Consider the following 21328-nt stretch of genomic DNA (forward strand, 5'->3'; position numbering starts at 1 on the left):
CTCTTATACTTCTTTCTGAACCAGTTAATATCCACCGTCAAATTGGTGGTATCTCCAATTATTATCGTTTTTCCGCTCTTTCGCTTTCCACAAACGGCGTTTACGGTTCTCAACACCATATCCACAAACTGATCGACTGTAAACCTGCTTAGAAGCCTGTAAACTCCCTTAACGATGCTTTAGCCTTTAATTCGCTTATTACGAAGGTTATATCTCCTTCAAAGCACATTGCGAGTATCACGACCTTCAGCATCGTTATAGCTTCACTTTTAATAGATTGGAGAGTGATATGATGATCTTTTGTGAATGGTTGGTGGAAGGGGTTAAATTTTATCATAGCAATGATATTGGGGGAGAATTTATCATTCACAGCGCTGGATTTCGTCTTCATGCTCAGTGGTATCGTAATCGCTTTCTTCTCCACTTATTTCGGCTGTTGCTATTACTCCAAGATAATATCCTGGGAGAGGCAGGGCAAGATAGACCGAACACTGCTCTATGCCATTGGATACATATCCTCGATGGCTTCCATAGGCGTGATACCCTACATGATTTTCAAGAAGCTATCAGATGCGGAGGAGGCTTACAGCGAGGTGAGCAGGGAGATGAGACATCTGGTACGCGATTTTGAGCTCCTGGGACTGTATTTCATGACGGCACTGAAGAAGCTCTTAGCGTTGACTCCTTCCGCGACCATGCGCGCTTTTCTCCAAGGTGCGATAACAACAGCCCTCTCTGGTGGCGAGATGAGTGATTACTTCATCAATTCAGCGTGGGAATACATGAATGAGAGGAGGGCAAAGTATGAGTCTTTTATAGAGACGCTGGGTCTATTCGCGGAGTTTTATGTAATCGGGATAGTAGTTGCACCATTGCTGCTTGTTGTGGTACTCACAATCATGTGCTTCCTTGGTAACGCCTCTTTAGAGGCTCTCGTTGCAATTGTTTATATTGCAATTCATCTTGGTAGCTTCGGCTTCATCATTCTCATTGGGCTTGTCGGGAGCGAATGGCAATGAAAGATAAGGAGACTGAGACTGAGACTGACAGACTTCTGGAAGCGTTAAAGAAGAAGAGACAGGAGAAAGCAATGGTTCAGTTCTTCAAGGACCCGTTTGTGCTCGTGAGAGAGAATCCGGTTCGGCTGGCTTATGGCTGGTTTATATATCTGCTGTCATAGGTGCATGTCTCATACTGATCATACTGATCATATACCTTTACAGCAGGGCACATGAAGGCTGGTCAGGATTTGTAGCACCGTTCGATGCATACATCCTGGCTTGCTTCGCGACCTTGCGCAGGCGAAGAGAGCGGATTTGACATTGATTGACTCAGTGAGGATGTTTGCAAAGCGGTATCCAACGAATATGATCAGACGTTCGATGGAGATAATCAGGGAGGGGTATCGGGTAGGGGGGATGTAGGCGGGATATTGAAGATCGCGGCGGAGGATGTGAACGAGTTGCGTTCCTTGGAGCGCAAAAGGGTATCAGATATGAGCCCTTATGTGGCTATCTGCTATATAACCTTTGGTGTCTTCCTACTCATCCTGCTGGTACTCTACAAGATGCTCATTCCGGTGATGACAGAAGCTGCGAAGCAGATTGCAGGCGCAGGTATGGGTAGAGCGACCATTGTAAATGTTGATGCAGAACGGATGAAGATGATCCTATCCCACTGTGGGATAATACAGGGTATCTGTTCCGGTCTGGTAGCCGGGAAACTGGGTGAGGGCAAGGTTATAGCGGGCTTGGAGCATGCGTTACTATTAGCTTCAAGCTCTTTTGCCCTCTTTGCAATCTTGAAACTCATGCCCAACTTTCTCCAGTTACATGTTTGAATACGATGCCACTTATTTTTTATTTCAATAACTTCTAACGGGATAGTGGTAGTTATCAACCAATGCTATCAAATCTAAGAATAGTGCTCAGGGACCTCGGCAGCATCCTCGTCATACTGGGAGTGCTGATATTTTTTCTGCTTGGTATCGCATGCTACTTCCATGAGGATGTGATAATGCCTGTTGTAATTACCGGTTCTGGGATTATACTCCTGGGGTTACTATTCAGATATTTCTTCAGATATGCAGGGGAGCCCGAATACAGGCATGCAATGATATGTGCAGCACTGGTATGGCTGGTCGTTCCAGCTTTTAGCGCAATCCTCTTTGTCTTGATTGAGGGCATGAGCCCATTGGATTCTTATTTCGAGGCGATGTCCGGCTGGACAGGAACGGGTCTGACAATGATTACCCATCCGTCGGGACTCACGCATACAATCCAGTTCTGGCGCAGTCTGATGCAGTGGGTGGGTGGTGTAGGTGTGATCGTTCTGATGCTCTCCGTTCTTGCACGTCCGGGTACAGGTGCATACGTACTTTACAAAGCGGAAGCACGGGAGGAGCGTATAAAACCGAGTATCATATCAACAGTGAGAATGACATGGTGGATATATCTATTCTTGACCTCTATAGGGATAATTATCTTTTTTATCGCCGGTATGAAGCCATGGGAAGCGATAAACCACGCAATGACCGCAATTGGTACCGGTGGATTTACAATCACTGATAACAGTATCGCCACATATAACAGCTTTATCATCGAACTGGCAATCATTCCGATGATGGTTCTTGGAGCGATACCATTTTTAGTACATTACAGGGTGCTGAAGGGTGATATGAAGTCATATTTCAAGGATACGCAGTGTATAGCCTTTATTGTCGTCTTCTCTATCCTCTTCATACCGCTATTAGCCGCTAATTATCTGATGCAAAGCACTGACCTCTTAAGTGCCACCCGCTATTCAGGCTTTCAGCTTATCTCCGGGATGACCTGTACGGGTTTTCAGACGGTACCTATGCACAACTGGTCATCACCTGCATTACTCATCATGTGTATAGCTATGATAATAGGAGGGGGGACGGGTTCAACTGCGGGAGGAGTGAAATTATTAAGAGCCGTAATAGCCTACAAGTGGATAAAATGGTCTTTGAGGCGTAATTTCTTACCGCCCAAAGCGATAATCAGCGTTAGACTTGGTGATAGATTCCTGGAGAGGGAGAACATGACAAAGATATTCTCAGAAGCGAGTTTGATCATTATCCTCTGGCTTATTTCCCTCTTTATAGGTATTTGTGTCCTATCCGTGGTGGTAGGCTCCCAATATCCACTGGGAGAGATCATGTTCGAGGTGGCATCGGCACAGGGTAACGTGGGGCTTTCTACCGGACTGACGAATCCGGGATTGCCATACATGGGTAAGATAATATTGATATTAAACATGTGGGTGGGACGTTTGGAGATAATACCAGCTTTAATGCTGTTCAGGGCTTTAATAAGAGGATTTGAGCCTATTTAATACATTTATAGTGTATCAGAATCTAAATCGGATGAAGAGGGATGCGTGAACAATTCTCTGAGTTTGAATATCAAATCGAACAATTCGTTGCTATTGCCGACTTGCTGATGACTGTGACTGCTAGGTAAGAGAGGAATGATTGATGGAGAGGTGAATGTAGAGGCGAAGGTTCATCGACGGGCGTTGCTGTTGCTGTGGATATTGGTGAGGGAGCAGATTGTGATGGTTTTATCTCTGGCTTTTACTTCTGTACCTGGATGGCGAACGCATATATCATATTCCTCAGAAATTCCCCCTCCAACTACCACTTCGTCTCCAAAGCTTATATTCCCCCGTTCAGTATGGCACAACACATCTATCTGAGCAGAGCTATCATCAATCCCGAGCACCATCTTATCTGGTTCAATTTCTATTCTTATCAATACATAGCCCTAATTGTCACGGGGGGTCAGAAATACTGCATCTTCGGGTTCATATGCCCGGGCGGTACTGGAGTTGGAGTTGGTATAGAGAACGGCGCTGATAATGCCAGAGACCGCGAGTTCCCGCCCGACATCGGAGTCATGAGTCATTTATCTGTGAAATCGGGGTAATACCTGTACCTGCATCAGCGCTCGATAGAAGCAGCAGTGTAATAAGAATAAGATATTCTCCTATTCAGATTTGAGATGGATAATAAAGAAGGGCTATAAATATAGCTCGCTGAGCACAAGATTTTTTAATGAATATTTGGATTATTATAGAGGTCTTTCATCAAAAGAATGAGGGAATTCATATTATATGCGAGGAAAGCAGCTACGAGCAATGACTTCTCATTGAATGATTTACCGGGTAGTGGCGGCAGGATGGACCTGGTTGCAAGATGCATCTGCAATGCGCTATGGATAAGTCATGATTTAAGGCGGGACTCATGCATCCATGTAGTCGCCTGTGGTGCTCCAAACCCACCGAGGGTAATATCATTTTACGGCAGCTTGCTTCGTGCTGTCTCACCCGATGAGCGTAGTATAGCATCATGGATAAAGAAGGCACCAAAAGGAAAGAACCCCGGTATTCGTGTGCGTAGACTCAGCTTTCAACAGTTGATCTCCGAATTAGCATCTGATGGTAAGTTCTTTTACATAATCCATGAGAAAGGCAGAGATATAAGCGAATTGTACCTGAAAGAGGATGCCGTATTTATAGTCGGAGACCATCTGGGGCTACCGCTGAAAGAAGAAAAGTTCGTCACTCGCTTCCCGCATGAAAAGCTATCCCTTGGTTCCACCTCTTATCTCGCATCACAGTGTATAACGATACTCAATTATGAGCTGGACAGACAGAGAATGGGAAAGAAGAGTAATGCTCCGGTCGGGATTTGAACCCGAGTCCTTGGCTCGAAAGGCCGAGATGATTGGCCGAGCTACACTACCGGAGCGAAGAGCGAAAAAAGAAAAAACAAAGCAAAGTTAGCCGAAGAGAGATGCAAGTCCTTCCATACCTGTCTCTTCTTTTTTCTCCTCCTCTTCCTTACTCTTCTTTTCTTCTTCCTTTTCCTCTTCTCTTCCCTTCTCTTCCTCTTTACCCGCAGGAGCTTCTGCAGGTGCCTGTGGAACCGCTGTTACAGGGGCATAAGCAGGTTGAGCTTGAGATATAGCCTCATCTATGTTCACGCCATTGAGTGCAGAGACCAGCCCTTTTATCCTACCCATGTCCGCCTCAATCCCTGCTGCTTCCATGATCGCACTTATTCGCTCCTCTGTAATCTCCTTGCCCGAGTTATGCAAGAGCAATGCCGCATATATATATTCCATGCCATTCATCACCTCTTCCTTTATTCTTTCTCATTTATTCTTTATTCTATATATTGATCTATCTTCCTATAATAAAAAGGGAGGGAAAAATGATAATAAGACACAAAAGTAATCCGATAATAAAACCGGGAGATGTAAAACCATCATTAGAAGGGTACAAAGTGATTGGCTCCTTTAATCCAGGAGCAACGAATTTTGGCGATGAAATCATTCTTCTGGTGCGTGTAGCGGAGGGGTGCGAACCCAGGGAAGGATATATCCGCACACCGATATATCGGTTTGATGATAACGGAAAGGGGCAACCAGATATTATGGAATTCGACGCTTCTGACCCTGAAGTCATACCGAAAGATACACGCAGTGTTGTATATAGGGGGCAGGAATATCTCACTTCCCTGAGTCATATCAGAATAGCCAGGAGTAAGGATGGCATCAACTTTGAAGTTGATGATGCACCTTTTATTTGTCCCGGGAATGAGTCTGAGAGATACGGTGTGGAAGATGCGCGAATAACGTTTATTGACGGTAAATACTACATCACCTATACTGCGGTTTCCGAAGATTCATGGGCTACTGCTTTAGCAGTTACCGAGGATTTTAGAAGTATCGAGAGGAAAGGGCTTATATTTCATCCAGAGAACAAGGATGTAGCTATTTTCCCTGAGCGGGTTAATGGCATGTATGTCGCACTCCATCGTCCAAACAATACCCGATTTGGTATGCCTGCCATGTGGTACAGCGAATCTCCTGACCTTCTTCACTGGGGAAATCATAAATGCATTGCACGTACAAGAGACAATAAATGGGAGTCACAGCGTATAGGAGCAGGAGCGCCGCCAATAAAGACTCCCGAGGGCTGGCTCGTCATTTACCACGCTAAGGGGGATAACAGCGTATATTCACTATTTTGCATGCTTCTCGCACTTGACGAGCCATACCGTGTAATACGAAGGGCATCTGTGCCGCTAATGACACCCACGGAACCTTACGAGACTGCGGGATTCTTCCCGAATGTGATATTCTCAAACGGTATTGCCGAGCGAGATGATAAGATTTATGTGTATTATGGCGCGTCCGATGAGACCACAAATGTGGCTATCACGGATATTGAAAGTCTACTTGATAGCTTTTAAGAGGATGAAAATAGTAATGGATTTCAGGAAATACGACGGCGTTGTGGGTGGCGTTGAGCAGGGCGTTATAGAGCTAACGAGGTATGTATCAGGGAAAGGACATCATGTGATTATACTCTGCAAAAAACACCGATTTAACGAGACAGAGGGCATATTTGAAGACTGTCCTAATGTTACTACCATTCCTTTACCGTGCCGTTCGCACTCAATGTCATTGAAGAATGCATGGCTGGATTCCGTTACCATCCAGAACATTGCATCACAGGAAGGCGCAGGCATTATTCATTTCCCTTATAACTGGAGTTTTCCATTCCGTAAGAAGGTACCGTCCATTCTTACTGTACATGACGTTATTCCTTTCACATACCGTGAAGCGATGGGGTTCTTCAGGAATCATCTGCTATACCGACGTGGTACCCGAGAAGCGTGTCGCCTGAATAATCTGATAACTACGGTGTCTGAATATTCAAAGCATGAGCTTATAACTAAAGTGGGCGTATCTGCAGAGCGGATTAGAGTCATCCCCAATGGAATACGAGAACTAACAGAGCCGGATGAAGAGATAGAAAAGAACCTCAAAGCACGATTCGATTTAGAGTTCGGGTTCATTCTTAACGTTGGTGGAATACACGAGCGGAAGAATATTGTGCGATTGATTCATGCGTTCTCAAAACTGGTAAAGGAGGAGGGGTATCGGGGGAAGCTGGTAATAACTGGTGCTGTATCCAGTAATCCATACCTGAAAAAGATGAAGAAGAGGTGTGACCGCGCGGTAAAAGAAGCGGAAATGAGTGATAGGGTAATATTTACGGGATTCATACCGGATAAAGAGCTGGACACGCTTTTAAAGCATGCTGACTTACTTGTTTATCCCTCGCTCTGTGAGGGTTTCGGGATGCCTGTAATAGAAGCTATGCAAGCAGGAACACCGGTTGTAACATCAAATATAGGGGGGACGGCAGAGGTTGCCGGAGATGCTGCTGTTCTTGTAAGTCCATATAGTATTGAAGACATAGCAGAGGGGATGTCAAAATTGCTCCATGATGCGAGCCTCCGTGAGGAATTGAAGAGAAAAGGGAAGGAAAGAGCAGGTGCGTATTCATGGACAAAAACAGGAGAAGAGTATCTTGAGCTTTACAAAGAGCTCAGCATAGAGGCATAGAAGAGGTAGGTGTTTTATGACGAGGAAAGTTTTATATATCAGGTGAAAGGTTTTTAAAGTAATAGGATATCATACATTTATAGTAGCATAGTACCGGCGTCAACTCTGAGAGGGGGATAACCCGAGGATGATGGGTTGACTTCCACTATGCTATAGACAGAAGAATGCATATGGGGACACGAGTATGGTGATTTCGTGTCCGACGTAAGAGCTAACCCACTGGTAATCCAGTAAATCTGATTGGCTCAGAGGGGTGTGTGTATGCTCGTTTGTGCATGCTCGGTAATACTGGTTGATCCTGCCAGAGGCTACTGCTATCAGAGTTCGATTAAGCCATGTTAGTCGAGGGGTGGTCATCCGATGCTTGCATCTGATGACCAAACCGGCGGACGGCTCAGTAACACGTGGACAACTTGCCCTTGGGTCCGGGATAACCCCGGGAAACTGGGGCTAATACCGGATGGGACATCGCTTGCTGGAATGCAGGATGTCCAAAAGCTGAGGCGCCCAAGGATAGGTCTGCGGCCGATTAGGTTGTTGTTGATGTAACGGATCAACAAGCCTACGATCGGTACGGGTTGTGAGAGCAATAGCCCGGAGATGGGTTCTGAGAAAAGAACCCAGGTCCTACGGGACGCATCAGGCGCGAAAACTTTACAATGTGCGAAAGCACGATAAGGGAACTCTGAGTGCCTCCTAAGGAGGCTGTTCAGGTGTCTAAAAAGCACCTGAAGTAAGGGCTGGGTAAGACCGGTGCCAGCCGCCGCGGTAACACCGGCAGCCCAAGTGGTAGCCACTTTTATTGGGTCTAAAGCGTCCGTAGCCGGTTGAGTAAGTTCCTTGGGAAATTTGGCTGCTTAACAGTCAAACTTCCAGGGAATACTGCTCGACTTGGGACTGGGAGAGGTCAGAGGTACTCCAGGGGTAGGGGTGAAATCCATTAATCCTTGGGGGACCACCGGTAGCGAAGGCGTCTGACCAGACCAGGTCCGACGGTGAGGGACGAAGGCTAGGGTCGCGAACCGGATTAGATACCCGGGTAGTCCTAGCAGTAAACGATGCGGGCTAGGTGTTGGCATCACTGCGAGTGGTGCCAGTGCCGAAGGGAAGCCGTTAAGCCCGCCATCTGGGGAGTACGGTCGCAAGGCTGAAACTTAAAGGAATTGGCGGGGGAGCACCACAACGGGTGGAGCCTGCGGTTCAATTGGATTCAACGCCGGAAAACTCACCGGAGGAGACAGCAAGATGAAGGTCAGGCTGAAGACCTTACCAGATTAGCTGAGAGGTGGCGCATGGCCGTCGGCAGTTCGTGCTGTGAAGCATCCTGTTAAGTCAGGCAACGGGCGAGACCCGCGCTCACAGTTGCCAGCATCTCCGCAAGGAGGATGGGCACTCTGTGAGGACCGCCACCGCTAAGGTGGAGGAAGGAGCGGGCCACGGTAGGTCAGTATGCCCCGAATCCTCCGGGCTACACGCGTGCTACAATGGGTAGTACAATGGGTACCGACCCCGAAAGGGGAAGGAAATCCCCTAAAGCTACCCTAAGTTGGGATCGAGGGCTGCAACTCGCCCTCGTGAACCCGGAATCCGTAGTAATCGCCCCTCAAAACGGGGCGGTGAATATGTCCCTGCTCCTTGCACACACCGCCCGTCAAGCCAGCCGAGTGGGGTTTAGGTGAGGACATCCTTATTGGGGTGTTCGAACCTAAGCCTCGCAAGGGGGGCTAAGTCGTAACAAGGTAGCCGTAGAGGAATCTGCGGCTGGATCACCTCCTAACTCTAAGTCAATCAGGACTGAATGATTACACCAGGGGTTGGTTCAAAGTTTATATATGATAAGATGCTGGGGTTATCTTAGGGCTCGTAGATCAGTGGAAGATCGTCGCCTTTGCGAGGCGAAGGCCCTGGGTTCAAATCCCAGCGAGTCCATATGTGGATGTATATGTAGAGGAATGCACCTAATAACATCATGTTATTCAGGGAAGAACTGATGGCAATTGTAGCCAGATGAAGTTGTCATAAGCACTTTACAGCTCTGACATCCAATGAGTTCGGTAGCTGGTGTATACGCCATTTAGTGGATGGCTCGGCTCAAGCGCCGAAGAGGGGCGTGCCAAGTTGCGAAAAGCCCCGGGTAGGTACAAGGAGCCTTAGAACCGGGGATGCCCTAATGGGAACTCTTGATCCTCTGGATCGGTCCTTAGGGATCGGGAACGCTCCGAATTGAAACATCTTAGTAGGAGCAGGAAGAGAAATCAATTGAGATACCGTGAGTAACGGCGAGTGAAAGCGGCAGAGTTCAAACTGAATCCTCACTCGAAAGAGTGAGGAGATGTGGGGTTGCAAGTAAAGGTCATAGAACCCACACTATCGAAGCCGAAGTCCTCTGGAACGAGGCGCCATAGAGAGTGATAGCCTCGTAGGCGTAAGATAGCGGGTTCGACTTTTACTTGAGTACCGTAGGTTGGATTTCCTGCGGGAAGCTGGGGGATACCAACCTCCAAAACTAAATACGTCTTGAGACCGATAGCGGAATAGTACCGTGAGGGAAAGCTGAAAAGTACCCCGAATAAGGAGGTGAAAAGAGCCTGAAACTAAATGGCTATGGTGTGATACGGCTTGAAAGTGATGAAGGAGCCCGAAGGAAAATCCTGTGAAGGATCAGTACGAGGGTTCTTGAACAGGGTCGTATCGTACGTTCTGGAGAACGGGCCAGGGAGTATATCTCAATGGCGAGGTTAACCTGGAGAGGGGAAGCCGCAGGGTAACCAACAGGTTCGCATCGTTAGAGAGGAACGACGTATGAACTGCGTGGAGTCATTGGGATATGACCCGAAGCCGGGTGATCTAAGCGTGGGCAGGCTGAAGTTCTCCGAAAGGGGAATGGAGGGCCGAACCGGTGATGACTTGCAAATCTCTCGGATGACCTGCGTTTAGTGGAGAAAGGCCAATCGAACCCGGCAATAGCTGGTTCCCCCCGAAACATACCACAGTATGACCCGACCTGAGATTGATAGCGTTGTAGAGCCACCGATTGGAGGATACGGGGTCGAAAGACCTCGCCCTCCTGTCAAACTCCGAAGGCGCTATCGTCATAGAAGGTCGGAGCCCGGGCTGGGGGGTAAGCTCCCAGTCCGTGAGGGAAAGAACCCGGACTGGGGTTAAGGTCCCTAAGTGTCGGCTAAGTGTCAACTCTAAAGAGCGTCACAAACCTCAGACAGCTGGGAGGTTAGCTTAGAAGCAGCTATCCTCTAAGGAGTGCGTAACAGCTCACCAGCCGAGGTTTGTGGCATCGAAAATGGACGGGGCTTAAGCTGACCACCGATACCCCAGGGCTCCGTGAGGAGATCCGGTAGGGGGGCGTCCTGTCTGGGTGGAAGCATCTTCGTGAGGAGGTGTGGACCGGGCAGGAACGAGAATCCTGGCGATAGTAGCAGCATAGTCGGGTGAGAATCCCGATCGCCGAAGGGGCCAGGTTTCCTTGGCAATGTTCGTCAGCCAAGGGTTAGCCGGTCCTAAGATATGTCCTAACTGGAGCATATCAAAAGGGAAGCAGGTTAATATTCCTGCGCCATCCAGTCTATGCCTTAAGGCGTCCGACACTTCCGGGTAGATTGAGCGGTGTCGTCGCACCGTCCAAGCACTGAAGCCTATGGAGAGCCATAATGGCGAGAAGTAGGTGAAAGTGTGATGGCGGAAGTCAGTCGAGCCCGGGAGTCCGTGAAAAGGATGACTGGATGTCCGTACCGAGAACCGACACAGGTGCCCCTAGCTGAGCAGGCTCAGGCGTGTCGGGTAAATCCAGCTAAGGGAAATCGGCAAATTAGCCCTGTAACTTCGGGAGAAGGGGTGCCTGCCTTGTGAAAGGTAGGTCGCAGTGACAAGGGAAGGCTAACTGTCTAATAACAACATAGGTGACCGCAAGTCCGTAAGGATTAGTACGGTCACTGACTCCTGCCCAGTGTAGGTATCTGAAAGCCCCTTCCAAGGGGACGAAGGACCTATAAACGGCGGGGGTAACTCTGACCCTCTTAAGGTAGCGTAGTACCTAGCCGCTTAATTGGCGGCTTGCACGAAAGGAGGAATGAGCCTTCTACTGTCCCTAGCTGGAAACCGGCGAAATCATCATCCCGGTGAAAAGACCGGGGACCCCCAAGGGGAAGCGAAGACCCCGTGGAGCTTTACAGCAGCCTGCCGTTGAGCCACGACTTCGGATGTATAGCGTAGGTAGGAGGCAACGAAGTATTCTCGCCAGGGAATACGGAGCCGCCAATGGAACACTACCCTTCTGGAGTTGTGTCCCTAACTCGGAAGAGGACATCGGTTGGTGGGCTGTTTAGGTGGGGCGCCATACCCTTGAAAAGATATCGAGGGTGCCCGAAGGTTGACTCAGGTGGGACAGAACTCCACCGTAGAGTGCAAGAGCAAAAGTCAGCCTGATGTGACCTCGCATAGCAGGAGGTCACGGGACGAAAGTCGGGTCTAGCGAACCTTTATAGCTCTTTGGTAGGGCTTAAAGACGCCAGAAAAGCTACCCCGGGGATAACGGAGTTGTCTCCAGCGAGAGTCCATATCGACCTGGAGGTTTGCTACTTCGATGTCGGCTCTCTCCATCCTGGCTGTGCAGCAGCAGCCAAGGGTAAGACTGTTCGTCTATTAAAGGAGATCATGAGCTGGGTTTAGACCGTCGTGAGACAGGTCGGTTGCTATCTATTGGGGGTGCTGGGGTCTGAGGGGAAGCTGCTTTTAGTACGAGAGGAACAGAGCAGCGGCGCCTCTGGTGTACCGGTTGTCCGACAGGGCATTGCCGGGCAGCTACGCGCTAATGGATAAGAGCTGAAAGCATCTAAGCTCGAAGCCAGCCCCAAAAAGAGACCTCGTGGACACCGTTAGAAGAACGGTTTGATAGGGCTGGGGTGTAAGAATCGACCCGAAAGGGGAGATTTTCAGCCCGCAGCTACTAACGTCCACACCTTTATATGCCGGACTCAGATGAAATCAGAACTGTAAAGTGCTTAATTCTTTTTCTGCTCTCATTGAAATTTTTCGTTGAAGAGAAATAGAAATAGAAATACAGCCAAGGTGGCGGAGAGGCACACGCGGCTGACTGCAGATCAGCTCTACCCCGGTTCAAATCCGGGCCTTGGCTTATGCTTATAATCCATGAACCATCGGAAGTTATCAATTATAACCCTTTAGGAGAATTACTCCAGGGCGTCTATGATCAAGCAGCCGGTGTAGAACAGGCTGACAGATGATGAATGGCAGGGTATGCTTAGTTCAAAACAGGTGGCGCGACCCGAAATGGCTACATTCTGTTGCTGCATAATTTATCGCGATCTTTCTTCTTAACCTTTTTCTGGGACGTGCAAGTAACTTATATGTATGTTCAGTAATGAGGATGTGAGCATGGATAAGAATAATAAGAAGATGAGGGTGGTCAAAGTAGGAGATGTGGAGGTGAATCTGGAAGAGGCAGTACATGGACTTCATGGCAGGGATCTGGAGGACATCGCTATGGATATACTCACTGAGATAGGTGAGAGGAGATTGAAACAGTGGAGACCTAAATTAAACATATATGCTCATGCCACAGATATCGCTGAATGGGACAATGTACTCATGGACCGCTATTGTCCAGTTTACACTGTAAATGAAATTGAAGTATCTAAGTGTAAAGATTGCACTCAGGGACCCTGTACAGGCAATGAGGGACTGTGTGGACTTGATTTAAGAGCCTACCATGCGAAGAGGAGCTTGCAGGAAGCTTGTAAAGGGCTGTGTAAGCAATTAGCAGTTGCGAAAGAGCTGTTCGAGTTCTCACTTCAACTATTCGGTCCAAATAGACAGATAGACATGGGAAGCACGATCACATATCCAACCCCAAACACGTCAATGCTGACAGGTTTTTACATCCAGGATCTGGCTGATGTAAGTAAAGCGCTATCGTATGCGGAATCGCAGCTGTCCGAGCTACTTATAAGTGCGTATTTCAGTAACGAGAGTGAACGGGAGTTGGAAGAGAAAGCACTACATGCAGGCTCACTTACTTTTCTCGTAATGGAAGTGGCAGAGAGCATAAAGATGTGCTGCTTTGATCTCCTCAATGCTGGTAAACATGCAGCAACAGAATATCCTGAATTCCCTGCTGCTGAGATTGAAGTAGGAATGGGCACAATTGACACAGATAAGCCGGTTATACTATTCATTGGTAATAATTTCCTACCTGCATGGTTTGCTGTGCAGTATGTGGTGAGGGAGCATCAGGAGGAGGAGATAGAGATCTGTGGTGCTGGTGCTGTTGGACATGACCTGCCTCGATTTTATAATAGAGCGAAGGTACTATCTTCTGGTGTAAAAGCAAGGAAGGCGATCAGGTCAGGGATCGCGGATGTTGTTGTTGTTAGCGACTTATGCTTCGAGTTCGATGTGGTTGAGGAGGCGAAGCGTGTGGATACAATCGTGATAGTATCGGGGTACACGCCGGTGAAGGGCTTAGAACCAGAACCTTTCTCAGAGACAGGGGATGTAATATCCAGACAATGTGTGCGAGTTACAGATCCGGAGAAGGCAGGTGAACTGGCAGTCGAGCTGGCGAGAGAGCAGAAGCGCAGGAGAAGGGGAGACTATTTGATGTCCGGAGATGAACTGAGACGGGAGGCACTGCGCTGTAAAGGCTGTGACAAATGCTTCTCTATATGCCCGAGCAGGGTTGCAATAAGCAATGCGATGGTACAGGCTGCAAACGGTGATTTGAATGCACTCGCAGAAGTCTACGACAATTGCTCGTTCTGTGCCCGGTGCGAGCAGGTATGTCCTGAAGGTATTCGGATACTCGACCTGGTGATCAGTGCAGCATCGGCAGCAGGCAAAATAAGAGAAGACAGGTATCTCATGCGTGCAGGTAGAGGACCAATGTCAGAACTGGAATGGCGAGACCTGACCTTTGGTATTATCCTCGGTGGGAATGGACCGGGGATGGTGAATATAATAGGCTGTGGCTGTACATCCGAGCGAGAAGTTGCAGACATGGCACGATATTTCCTGGAACGAAACTATCTCGTCTGCGTATCGGGGTGTGTAGCAGCAGATGCTGCGAAATATATGGATAAGGAAGAGCGAAGATGTCTATTCCAGCAGTATATTGCAGCGGGGGTATTAAAGGGGCTGGTGAATTTTGGTGGCTGCACCGCGATCTCTCATGTACCATCAGCAATTTATCGTGGTGCTCTGGTCGGCAGTGGGTACACTCCAAAGGCGAACTGGACGCAGGTTGTGGATTATCTCTATGCGAGACTGCCAGTGGTTGTGATAATGTGGGGTGCGGCAACGGAGGAAATGTATGCGGTGGCTTCTGGACTCCTCAGGTCGGGTATACCAGTAGTAGTGGGTCCTTCCGGCTTCAAGTTCGTACGTTTCTTCATCGGTGACAGACATGACAGGAGCAAGTGGTGGATGTATGATGGTGTAACAGGCGAGAAGAAGGAGGTAGAGCCCTGTCCGGTGCACATGCTCGTTCCGGTAGAGACGAAGGAGGAGGCGATAGCGATGTGTGCTAAACTGCTACACAGACCACTTGCATTACGAGACCCACGTTTAGCGAGTTTGGAAGCAGAGAATGAGACGCATAAGGATTTCTTTGATGAATATCCCGATGACTGGTACCTCTATGTTCGGTCAGAGCAGGAGCTACATGTGATGCGACGCATGGAGCTGCTACGCAAACTTGAGAAGGAGCAAGGCTGGGAGATAGAAGATATGAGAATAAAGAGAGCGAGACACAGGTCAGGAGAACTGATGGATATATCAGAATATAACAGGCGGTATGGGATACAATTAGGCAGGTATTCAACCCTCATACCACGATTGATCACAAAGACAGAGCAGCAATCTCCACATACATAATCGCAAGAGCAGGAATATGAACTTTTATTCCCAGATTCCCGGTCGCGAAATGCGCACGTGTTATTACTTTATCCTCCTCTCTTCTACCCTCGTTGCCTTATCCAGTGCAATACCAAGCGCTTTAAATATTGCCTCGATCCTGTGGTGCTCGTTCTCCCCCCTTGCATATATGTGGAGTGTGAGATTTGCATGTGATGCGAAAGAAACCAGGAAATGGGGTATGTCCTCGGTGCTGAGGTCTTCAACCCGCTCCCTGACTAAGCCCAATTCTAAGACTGTGTAGCTTCTACCCTCTCCACTTATACTTCCGATATCTACTGCACATCTCGCAATAGAGTCATCCATTGGTACCGCAGCGAGACCATACCTCACGGTCTTAGCCCTATCAGCTGCAATTGCATCTTTGAACGCTTTGCCGAGAGTGATAGCGGTATCTTCGATGATATGATGGCTCAGGTCCCCTTCTGCATTCACAACGAGATCAAAGAATCCATGAGTGGCGAAAGCAGTGAGGATATGGTCAAAGAATTTAATTCCAGTGTCTATCTTAGTGGCACCTTTACCATCAAGTTCAAGTTCCACCACCACCCTCGTCTCCTTCGTCTCCCTCTTTACTCGCGCATTCCTCTCCTTCATATTATCCTTCATATATACCCTGATACGTCCTCCATTATCCGCTCACAGTAGAAACACCGGAACCTTGGAGGATTTGAGCTCAAAGTCACAAATCTGGGTACAACCGGCTCCCTCTCCGCATTAGATATGCAATTGGGATTCGAACATCTTATTATACCCTCTATAAATTCAGGTAAATATACCTTATGCTTCTCTATCACTTCCGAGTTGCGTATTATATTTATAGTGGCATTTGGTGCAATCAAAGCGATTTTATCCACTTCTTCCGGCTTCAGTTCCCTGTCCTCTACCTTCACTATATCCTTCCTGCCCATCTTATCACTACGTACGTTCATCACCACACTTACAATCGCGTCGGTCTTTGCATTGATTCCCAGTATGTGAAGCACATTCAGTGCCTGACCGGCAGAGATATGGTCAATAACAGTGCCATTTTTTATAGGAACAACCTTCAGCTCCCTCTTCATCTCTGTCACTCTCTCAGTGTTTCCTCCAGTGCCTGTATGGTTCTTGAGACCTCACCCTCTCTTATATTCCCCATTGTGGCTATCCGAAAAATCTTACCCTTCAGCTTACCCTGACCTCCTGCGATCATCACCCCTCGCTCTCGCATACCGCCCCTCAAGCGTGCATCATCGAGCTCCTCCGGTACCTTTATCGCAGTTACCGTATTGGAGTACGCACTCAGATCGTTCAGTCTCGGGAATAAACTCAACCCCATATCTGTGACCGCAGAGCGGAGAGTATTTGCGAGTCTCCTGTGACGCTCTACTCGCTTTACCATTCCTTCCTCTTTTATCAACTCCAATGCCTCATGCAATGCAAAGAACAGTGGTAAAGCAGGTGTATAGGGCGTTTGTCCCTTATCAAAACTGTCTTTGTAAGCGATGAGGTCCATATAATATGGTCTCTCACTATTATCACCACCATCATTATTATTCAGCATCATCTTCCATGCACGCTCACTTACCGAGATTGCTGACAACCCAGGCGGTGCACCGAGGCATTTCTGTGAGCCAACGATGGCAATGTCTACTCCCCAATCGTCCACCGGCACTTCGTAACCCCCAATCGAGGTGATGCAATCCAGCACGAGGAGTGCATTGTACTTACGTGTGAGTCTTGCAATAGCCTCTGCTGGATTGAGAATACCCGTTGATGTTTCGTTATGTACCATTGTAACAACCTGAGGATGCTTCTCTTCCATAGCGGCCTTCACCTCTTCCAGTTCGATTGAACTGCCCCATTCGAAGTTAACTGCGGTGACATTATCGCTATACCTCCTTCCTATCTCAACTAACCGCTCGCCAAACTTGCCATTGGCTATGCTCACTATGGGGGTATCCTTACGAACGAGGTTCCCTATCGCCGCTTCCATTGCACATGTACCTGAGCCACTGAGCACGAAGAGGTCGTTCCTCGTCTGAAATATCCACTTCAGCGCTGACACTATCTCCACATACATCTCCCTGAATTCATCACCGCGGTGGTATATCATCGGCTTTGACATCGCATTACGAATGCGAGGTAATACCGGCACCGGTCCTGGAATCATGAGCAATTCTTCACTCATCTTTGATGATACCTTTCTGTCCTTTTCCGGTCAATGTCCATTTATAGGGTCTTTTACCGCTTCGTTTCACTATCTTCTCCTCTTCCAGCAGGTGTAAATGATGTAATGATGAATGATAACCCAAAGCAGCGAACTCCGATATCATCCTTGCCGTCGTTTCCGTTTCCATATCCACATTCTCCATCATCTTGATTATCTTCGTCCTCGCCTTTAACCCATCCACGACGTTCCTCCTATGTTTCAAATATGCATTTGGATGAAAAGAGCTTGCTCTTTGTCTTTGCATAACATTAACATGCCTTCAATCAAGGTCTCAATTAACGAACTCAATCACGCCCCTCCCTCTTCCATCTCACCAAATATCTTCTCTATCGGCTGGTTACCATACATTCTTATCTTCACATTTATCTGCGATATATCAGTTGAAATTTCATTACCCCTGACATACTTCCTTCTTCTCTTGCCCTTTTCCCGGGGTCTGTAACCGGGCGGTGAAGTGATCAGGATTCTCCTCCTTCCTGCTCCTGGTACATCAGCCCGCATTGGTACACCATCACGGTCTGAGCCACCTCTTACTTCCAGCATATAGCCACTTAGCCCCAGGATATCTCCATCCACTAAATCCCCTATCCGTTTACCCACGAATAGAGCACTCACTTCTGCATCCTTACCTTCCAGCTTGTATCCTTTACCCGTCTTTGGGTCACTAATCACGACCTGCATCTCTTCTCCTCCTATTTGTTTTTATTTCATACACTTCCGTCAGCAACTTCTCCTCATCCGGTGACAGTAAACCTCTCAGCTTATTCATTTCTTCTATATCCACATCCACATATAGGATTTCATTCTCTTTTATCTGCCGCCCAAAGGTGGGTTTCTTCATCGAGATAGCCACCTGCATACCTTCATCTGCAGTGGCTATGCTCTCACCTCTGTTCTGTATCTCGTTTATACTACCTATATTTGTGCCGTCTGACTTTATCAATTCCACACCAGTCTTTATCCTGCCACACAATACTTCAATCCCAAATATAGCAGGTTTGCTCTGCCTGAATACACACCCGGGTAGTACCTTTATCTTCGCTGGCGTTGTCAGCCTGTCTATCTTCTCCTGTCTCTCTCGTTCCTTCTCCTCCTTGACCCAGTTCTCATAATCCTCTATCACTCTGTAAATGACATCGCTCACGAAGAGAGGGATCTCATTTTGCATGGCTACTTCTCTCGCATCGGGTAGAACATCAACATTAAAGCCCAGAATAGCTCTCAAATAGCGGTCACTGACCATGGTGGCATCAACTACATCTCGCTTTGAGATATTCCCCACTTCCGCCTTCTTTATCTGCTCTATCTTCTCGCTTCTCAATTCCAGAGCTAATGCTTCCAGAGAACCCATCGTGTCTGCCTTTATAATCAGCCCCTCGGATGATGTGTCCAGCTTCATCTCCGCTATTTCATCCTTCATCTCTTCAATTACCCGCTCTATATCCACATCTACATTACCCGTAGTGGGGACAGCACGAACACGAGAGCCTGGAAGTGCATTCTCTATATTTGGCGCCATTATCTTCACCCCTGCAGCGGCACTCACGGATTTTACACGCCTGAATCTCTGCTCTGTTCTTATCTCCTGAAGTGCTCTCGGTTTTAATAATGCCCTTATCTTTGTCACTATCGGCTCTTCTTCCGCGCTTCCCACCACTATCGTGTCTCCCACGCTGAGCTTACCATCGTACAATATAACATCAATCGTGGTTCCAAGCCCGCGCTCCTCCTTCTTCTCCAGTATCGTACCCACACCTGGACCTTCCAGATGCAGCCGCAAGCTCTTCTCAAAGTACTTCTGCGCCAAACCTATAAGAACGAGTAGCAAATCTGCTATTCCTTCCCCTGTCTTCGCACTCACCGGCACGATACTCACAGTTCTTGAGAAGTCACTGATCCGGTCATATCGGTCAGCGGAGAAGCCCTTGTCATATAAGTCACCCACTATCTCGTATATCCGTGTATTCAGCTCCCTGCTCGCGAATTCCGGTTGTGTCTGGTAATTTATAATAAATGGCTTCCTCGATGACTGCCAGCCCTTTATTCTATCTATCTTATTCAATGCGACAACAAAAGGAGTCTTCAATAGTCTCAGAATGCTCAATGATTCGTAAGTCTGGGGTTGAAAACCTTCCATCACATCCACCACAAGTACTGCGACATCTGCCAGAGCACTTCCCCGCTTCCTCAGTGATGCAAAAGCGTAGTGCCCTGGAGTATCAATGAACAATAATCCTGGAAGTTCAATTCCAGTCCAATCGCTCTTTAAGGGTTCACAGATCTCCTTTATCACCTGAATTGGTATCTCCGTAGCACCTATATGCTGCGTTACACCACCCGCTTCCTTCGCTGCTACTGCTGTACCTCTGATACTATCGAGTAAAGTGGTCTTCCCATGGTCTATATGTCCCAGTACAGAGAGAATCGGTGTCCTTAGCGGTCTTTCCATGACTTCCCCCTCTCATCTTTTCTATTTCTATTTTAATCTTTCTTTTCACCTATATAAAGTTAGTTAATCTTTCTTCTTCTCTTCCAGAAGGTAGAGGTAGAATAAGTACCCCTCTTACTCTGCTTCTCTTCCTCCTTATCAAACTCTATTAGCAGTTCTTTCTGCCTTTTACTCAGCTTCTTCGGTGTTACTACCTTTATCCTGACCATCATGTTACCCCGTCCATGTCCCTTTAAATCCGGCATGCCCTGGTTTCTTAATCGGAAGATGGTACCCGATTGTGTACCCGGAGGGATCTTCAACCTCACTTCATCGCCATATATGTTCTTCACCCATATTTCATCCCCGAGAGCCGCCTGAGCGAATCTTACAGGGACATCACAATACAGGTCTTCCCCTTCCCTCCTGAAGATTTCATGTTCTCTTACATGTATCACCAGGTATAAATCACCGGGCGGACCGCCTCTTTCACCCGCTTCACCCTCTCCCGGTATCCGTAATCTACTACCGGTATCCACTCCAGGCGGTATTCGTACTGATAAACGCTTGTTCACACTTATTTTACCACTTCCACCGCAGGTACTGCAAGGCTTCTCTATCACTTTACCCCTGCCCCCACATCGCGGACAGGTGGTAATGGAGACGAATTGAGCAAACCCTTGCCTCTGGACTCGCTTTATCTCACCGGTGCCGCCACATGCAGGGCAGGTCTGCAAGCCCCCATTTGACGCTCCGGTGCCCTTACAATCCGGGCAGGTTTCTTTTTTGCTCACCTCTATCTCTTTCTCTATACCCCGTGCTGCATCCTCTAACTCTATCTCCAGGTCATACCTGATATCCCTGCCCCTCTCCGGATACTCAGCAGCGCTCCGGTATCCACCGGCACCAAAGAGGTCCTCGAATATGCTGCTGCTCTCTCCTCTACCCCTGCCGCCAAAGCCAAAACCTGCGCCGAATATATCCCTGAATATGTCCTCTATATCACTGAACCTTGTGAACTTCGACCAATCGAATCCACCGGGACCAAAGTCAACGCCGGCATGTCCGAATCTGTCATAATTTGCCCTCTTCTGGGGGTCTGACAGTACCTCATAAGCCTCAGAGATCTCCTTAAACTTCTCTTCTGCCTCCTTCGGATTATCCTTATTCAGGTCAGGATGATATTTCTTCGCCAATCTGCGATAAGCGCGTTTTATCTCCTGTTCTGATGCTCCTCTATCTACACCCAGAATCTCGTAATAATCCTTATCCTGTGCCAATTCTCAGTCCTCCGCTTCT

The 21328-nt window shown here is 47.9% G+C and carries 17 protein-coding genes, 3 tRNA genes, 2 rRNA genes and 1 pseudogene; 13 read left to right on the forward strand and 10 right to left on the reverse strand.

All coding sequences use genetic code 11. The annotated features are described in order from the left end of the window. A pseudogene (locus J7J01_03720) lies at positions 1-268 on the reverse strand (IS5 family transposase). A gap of 73 nt (positions 269-341) precedes the next feature. On the opposite strand from J7J01_03720, the gene J7J01_03725 reads away from it, so the two are divergent. The 6 genes from J7J01_03725 to trmY all read left to right on the forward strand — a co-directional run bounded on the left by J7J01_03725 (position 342) and on the right by trmY (position 4718). Continuing rightward, positions 342-1019, forward strand: a complete 678-nt coding sequence (locus J7J01_03725; GenBank protein MCD6209997.1) for a type II secretion system F family protein — start codon at positions 342-344, stop codon at positions 1017-1019. Further along, positions 1010-1180 (forward strand): hypothetical protein, encoded by a 171-nt coding sequence (locus tag J7J01_03730; GenBank protein ID MCD6209998.1) that lies wholly within the window; start codon positions 1010-1012, stop codon positions 1178-1180. The genes J7J01_03725 and J7J01_03730 overlap by 10 nt, the downstream gene beginning before the upstream one ends. 252 nt (positions 1181-1432) lie before the next feature. Then, positions 1433-1840 carry a hypothetical protein gene (locus J7J01_03735; protein ID MCD6209999.1) on the forward strand — a complete coding sequence of 136 codons (408 nt, stop codon included), beginning with the start codon at positions 1433-1435 and terminating at the stop codon, positions 1838-1840. 62 nt (positions 1841-1902) lie between these two features. Beyond that, positions 1903-3357 carry a TrkH family potassium uptake protein gene (locus J7J01_03740; protein ID MCD6210000.1) on the forward strand — a complete coding sequence of 485 codons (1455 nt, stop codon included), beginning with the start codon at positions 1903-1905 and terminating at the stop codon, positions 3355-3357. Positions 3358-3551: 194 nt separating this feature from the next. Next, positions 3552-3950, forward strand: a complete 399-nt coding sequence (locus tag J7J01_03745) for a hypothetical protein (protein ID MCD6210001.1) — start codon at positions 3552-3554, stop codon at positions 3948-3950. 168 nt (positions 3951-4118) lie between these two features. After that, the gene (gene trmY, locus J7J01_03750) at positions 4119-4718 is read left to right on the forward strand and encodes a tRNA (pseudouridine(54)-N(1))-methyltransferase TrmY (protein MCD6210002.1); all 600 of its coding nucleotides are present in this window, start codon (positions 4119-4121) and stop codon (positions 4716-4718) included. Here the strand turns inward: trmY and J7J01_03755 are convergent. Both J7J01_03755 and J7J01_03760 read right to left on the reverse strand, forming a co-directional pair. Further along, positions 4700-4774 (reverse strand) — tRNA-Glu (locus J7J01_03755). The genes trmY and J7J01_03755 overlap by 19 nt on opposite strands. A 31-nt stretch (positions 4775-4805) precedes the next feature. Further along, entirely contained in the window at positions 4806-5159 is a 354-nt protein-coding gene (locus J7J01_03760; protein ID MCD6210003.1) for a 50S ribosomal protein P1, read from the reverse strand. An 80-nt stretch (positions 5160-5239) separates the two neighbouring features. Here J7J01_03760 and J7J01_03765 point away from each other — a divergent pair, with 80 nt between their 5' ends. The 7 genes from J7J01_03765 (at position 5240) to J7J01_03795 (ending at position 15350) form a co-directional block, all read left to right on the forward strand. Then, positions 5240-6283 carry a glycoside hydrolase family 130 protein gene (locus J7J01_03765; GenBank protein ID MCD6210004.1) on the forward strand — a complete coding sequence of 348 codons (1044 nt, stop codon included), beginning with the start codon at positions 5240-5242 and terminating at the stop codon, positions 6281-6283. Further along, positions 6228-7445 carry a glycosyltransferase family 4 protein gene (locus J7J01_03770; protein MCD6210005.1) on the forward strand — a complete coding sequence of 406 codons (1218 nt, stop codon included), beginning with the start codon at positions 6228-6230 and terminating at the stop codon, positions 7443-7445. The genes J7J01_03765 and J7J01_03770 overlap by 56 nt, the downstream gene beginning before the upstream one ends. 285 nt (positions 7446-7730) lie before the next feature. Then, positions 7731-9220 (forward strand): 16S ribosomal RNA (locus J7J01_03775). A gap of 82 nt (positions 9221-9302) precedes the next feature. Next, a tRNA-Ala gene (locus J7J01_03780) sits at positions 9303-9374 on the forward strand. 126 nt (positions 9375-9500) lie between these two features. Continuing rightward, positions 9501-12424, forward strand: a 23S ribosomal RNA gene (locus tag J7J01_03785). Together the 16S and 23S rRNA genes with 2 tRNA genes alongside form the textbook arrangement of a ribosomal RNA operon. A gap of 97 nt (positions 12425-12521) precedes the next feature. Then, positions 12522-12594: transfer RNA gene (locus tag J7J01_03790), tRNA-Cys, on the forward strand. A 260-nt stretch (positions 12595-12854) separates the two neighbouring features. After that, entirely contained in the window at positions 12855-15350 is a 2496-nt protein-coding gene (locus J7J01_03795; protein MCD6210006.1) for a 4Fe-4S dicluster domain-containing protein, read from the forward strand. 63 nt (positions 15351-15413) lie between these two features. Here J7J01_03795 and J7J01_03800 read toward each other — a convergent pair whose 3' ends face one another. The 7 genes from J7J01_03800 to J7J01_03830 all read right to left on the reverse strand — a co-directional run bounded on the left by J7J01_03800 (position 15414) and on the right by J7J01_03830 (position 21309). Continuing rightward, the gene (locus J7J01_03800; protein MCD6210007.1) at positions 15414-15998 is read right to left on the reverse strand and encodes an imidazoleglycerol-phosphate dehydratase; all 585 of its coding nucleotides are present in this window, start codon (positions 15996-15998) and stop codon (positions 15414-15416) included. Further along, positions 15995-16453: an aspartate carbamoyltransferase regulatory subunit gene (locus J7J01_03805; protein MCD6210008.1), complete on the reverse strand. Its 459-nt coding sequence runs from the start codon at positions 16451-16453 to the stop codon at positions 15995-15997. Before J7J01_03805 ends, J7J01_03800 begins: the two co-directional genes overlap by 4 nt. A 5-nt stretch (positions 16454-16458) precedes the next feature. Next, positions 16459-17559 (reverse strand): alanine--glyoxylate aminotransferase family protein, encoded by a 1101-nt coding sequence (locus tag J7J01_03810; protein MCD6210009.1) that lies wholly within the window; start codon positions 17557-17559, stop codon positions 16459-16461. Further along, positions 17552-17782: a hypothetical protein gene (locus J7J01_03815; GenBank protein MCD6210010.1), complete on the reverse strand. Its 231-nt coding sequence runs from the start codon at positions 17780-17782 to the stop codon at positions 17552-17554. Before J7J01_03815 ends, J7J01_03810 begins: the two co-directional genes overlap by 8 nt. Positions 17783-17889: 107 nt before the next feature. After that, positions 17890-18282, reverse strand: coding sequence for a 30S ribosomal protein S6e (locus J7J01_03820; GenBank protein MCD6210011.1), 393 nt, complete (start codon positions 18280-18282; stop codon positions 17890-17892). Continuing rightward, on the reverse strand, positions 18266-20050 hold the full coding sequence (infB, locus tag J7J01_03825; protein ID MCD6210012.1) for a translation initiation factor IF-2: 1785 nt from the start codon (positions 20048-20050) through the stop codon (positions 18266-18268). The genes J7J01_03820 and infB overlap by 17 nt, the downstream gene beginning before the upstream one ends. Before the next feature lie 59 nt (positions 20051-20109). Further along, a complete protein-coding gene (locus J7J01_03830) occupies positions 20110-21309 on the reverse strand; it encodes a molecular chaperone DnaJ (GenBank protein MCD6210013.1) in 1200 nt (399 codons plus the stop codon). Positions 21310-21328: the final 19 nt, after the last annotated feature.

It is taken from the genome of Methanophagales archaeon (assembly GCA_021159465.1).
Taxonomy (GTDB): domain Archaea; phylum Halobacteriota; class Syntropharchaeia; order Alkanophagales; family Methanospirareceae; genus G60ANME1.

What these genes read in the sequence shown, in the direction of transcription:
- J7J01_03725 (MCD6209997.1), top strand. Translation starts at nt 342, where the DNA reads ATGATATTGGGGGAGAATTTATCATTCACAGCGCTGGATTTCGTCTTC.
- J7J01_03730 (MCD6209998.1), top strand. Translation starts at nt 1,010, where the DNA reads ATGGCAATGAAAGATAAGGAGACTGAGACTGAGACTGACAGACTTCTG.
- J7J01_03740 (MCD6210000.1), top strand. Translation starts at nt 1,903, where the DNA reads ATGCTATCAAATCTAAGAATAGTGCTCAGGGACCTCGGCAGCATCCTC.
- trmY (MCD6210002.1), top strand. Translation starts at nt 4,119, where the DNA reads ATGAGGGAATTCATATTATATGCGAGGAAAGCAGCTACGAGCAATGAC.
- J7J01_03760 (MCD6210003.1), bottom strand. Translation starts at nt 5,159, where the DNA reads ATGAATGGCATGGAATATATATATGCGGCATTGCTCTTGCATAACTCG.
- J7J01_03765 (MCD6210004.1), top strand. Translation starts at nt 5,240, where the DNA reads ATGATAATAAGACACAAAAGTAATCCGATAATAAAACCGGGAGATGTA.
- J7J01_03770 (MCD6210005.1), top strand. Translation starts at nt 6,228, where the DNA reads ATGAGACCACAAATGTGGCTATCACGGATATTGAAAGTCTACTTGATA.
- J7J01_03795 (MCD6210006.1), top strand. Translation starts at nt 12,855, where the DNA reads ATGGATAAGAATAATAAGAAGATGAGGGTGGTCAAAGTAGGAGATGTG.
- J7J01_03800 (MCD6210007.1), bottom strand. Translation starts at nt 15,998, where the DNA reads ATGAAGGATAATATGAAGGAGAGGAATGCGCGAGTAAAGAGGGAGACG.
- J7J01_03805 (MCD6210008.1), bottom strand. Translation starts at nt 16,453, where the DNA reads ATGAAGAGGGAGCTGAAGGTTGTTCCTATAAAAAATGGCACTGTTATT.
- J7J01_03810 (MCD6210009.1), bottom strand. Translation starts at nt 17,559, where the DNA reads ATGAGTGAAGAATTGCTCATGATTCCAGGACCGGTGCCGGTATTACCT.
- J7J01_03820 (MCD6210011.1), bottom strand. Translation starts at nt 18,282, where the DNA reads ATGCAGGTCGTGATTAGTGACCCAAAGACGGGTAAAGGATACAAGCTG.
- infB (MCD6210012.1), bottom strand. Translation starts at nt 20,050, where the DNA reads ATGGAAAGACCGCTAAGGACACCGATTCTCTCTGTACTGGGACATATA.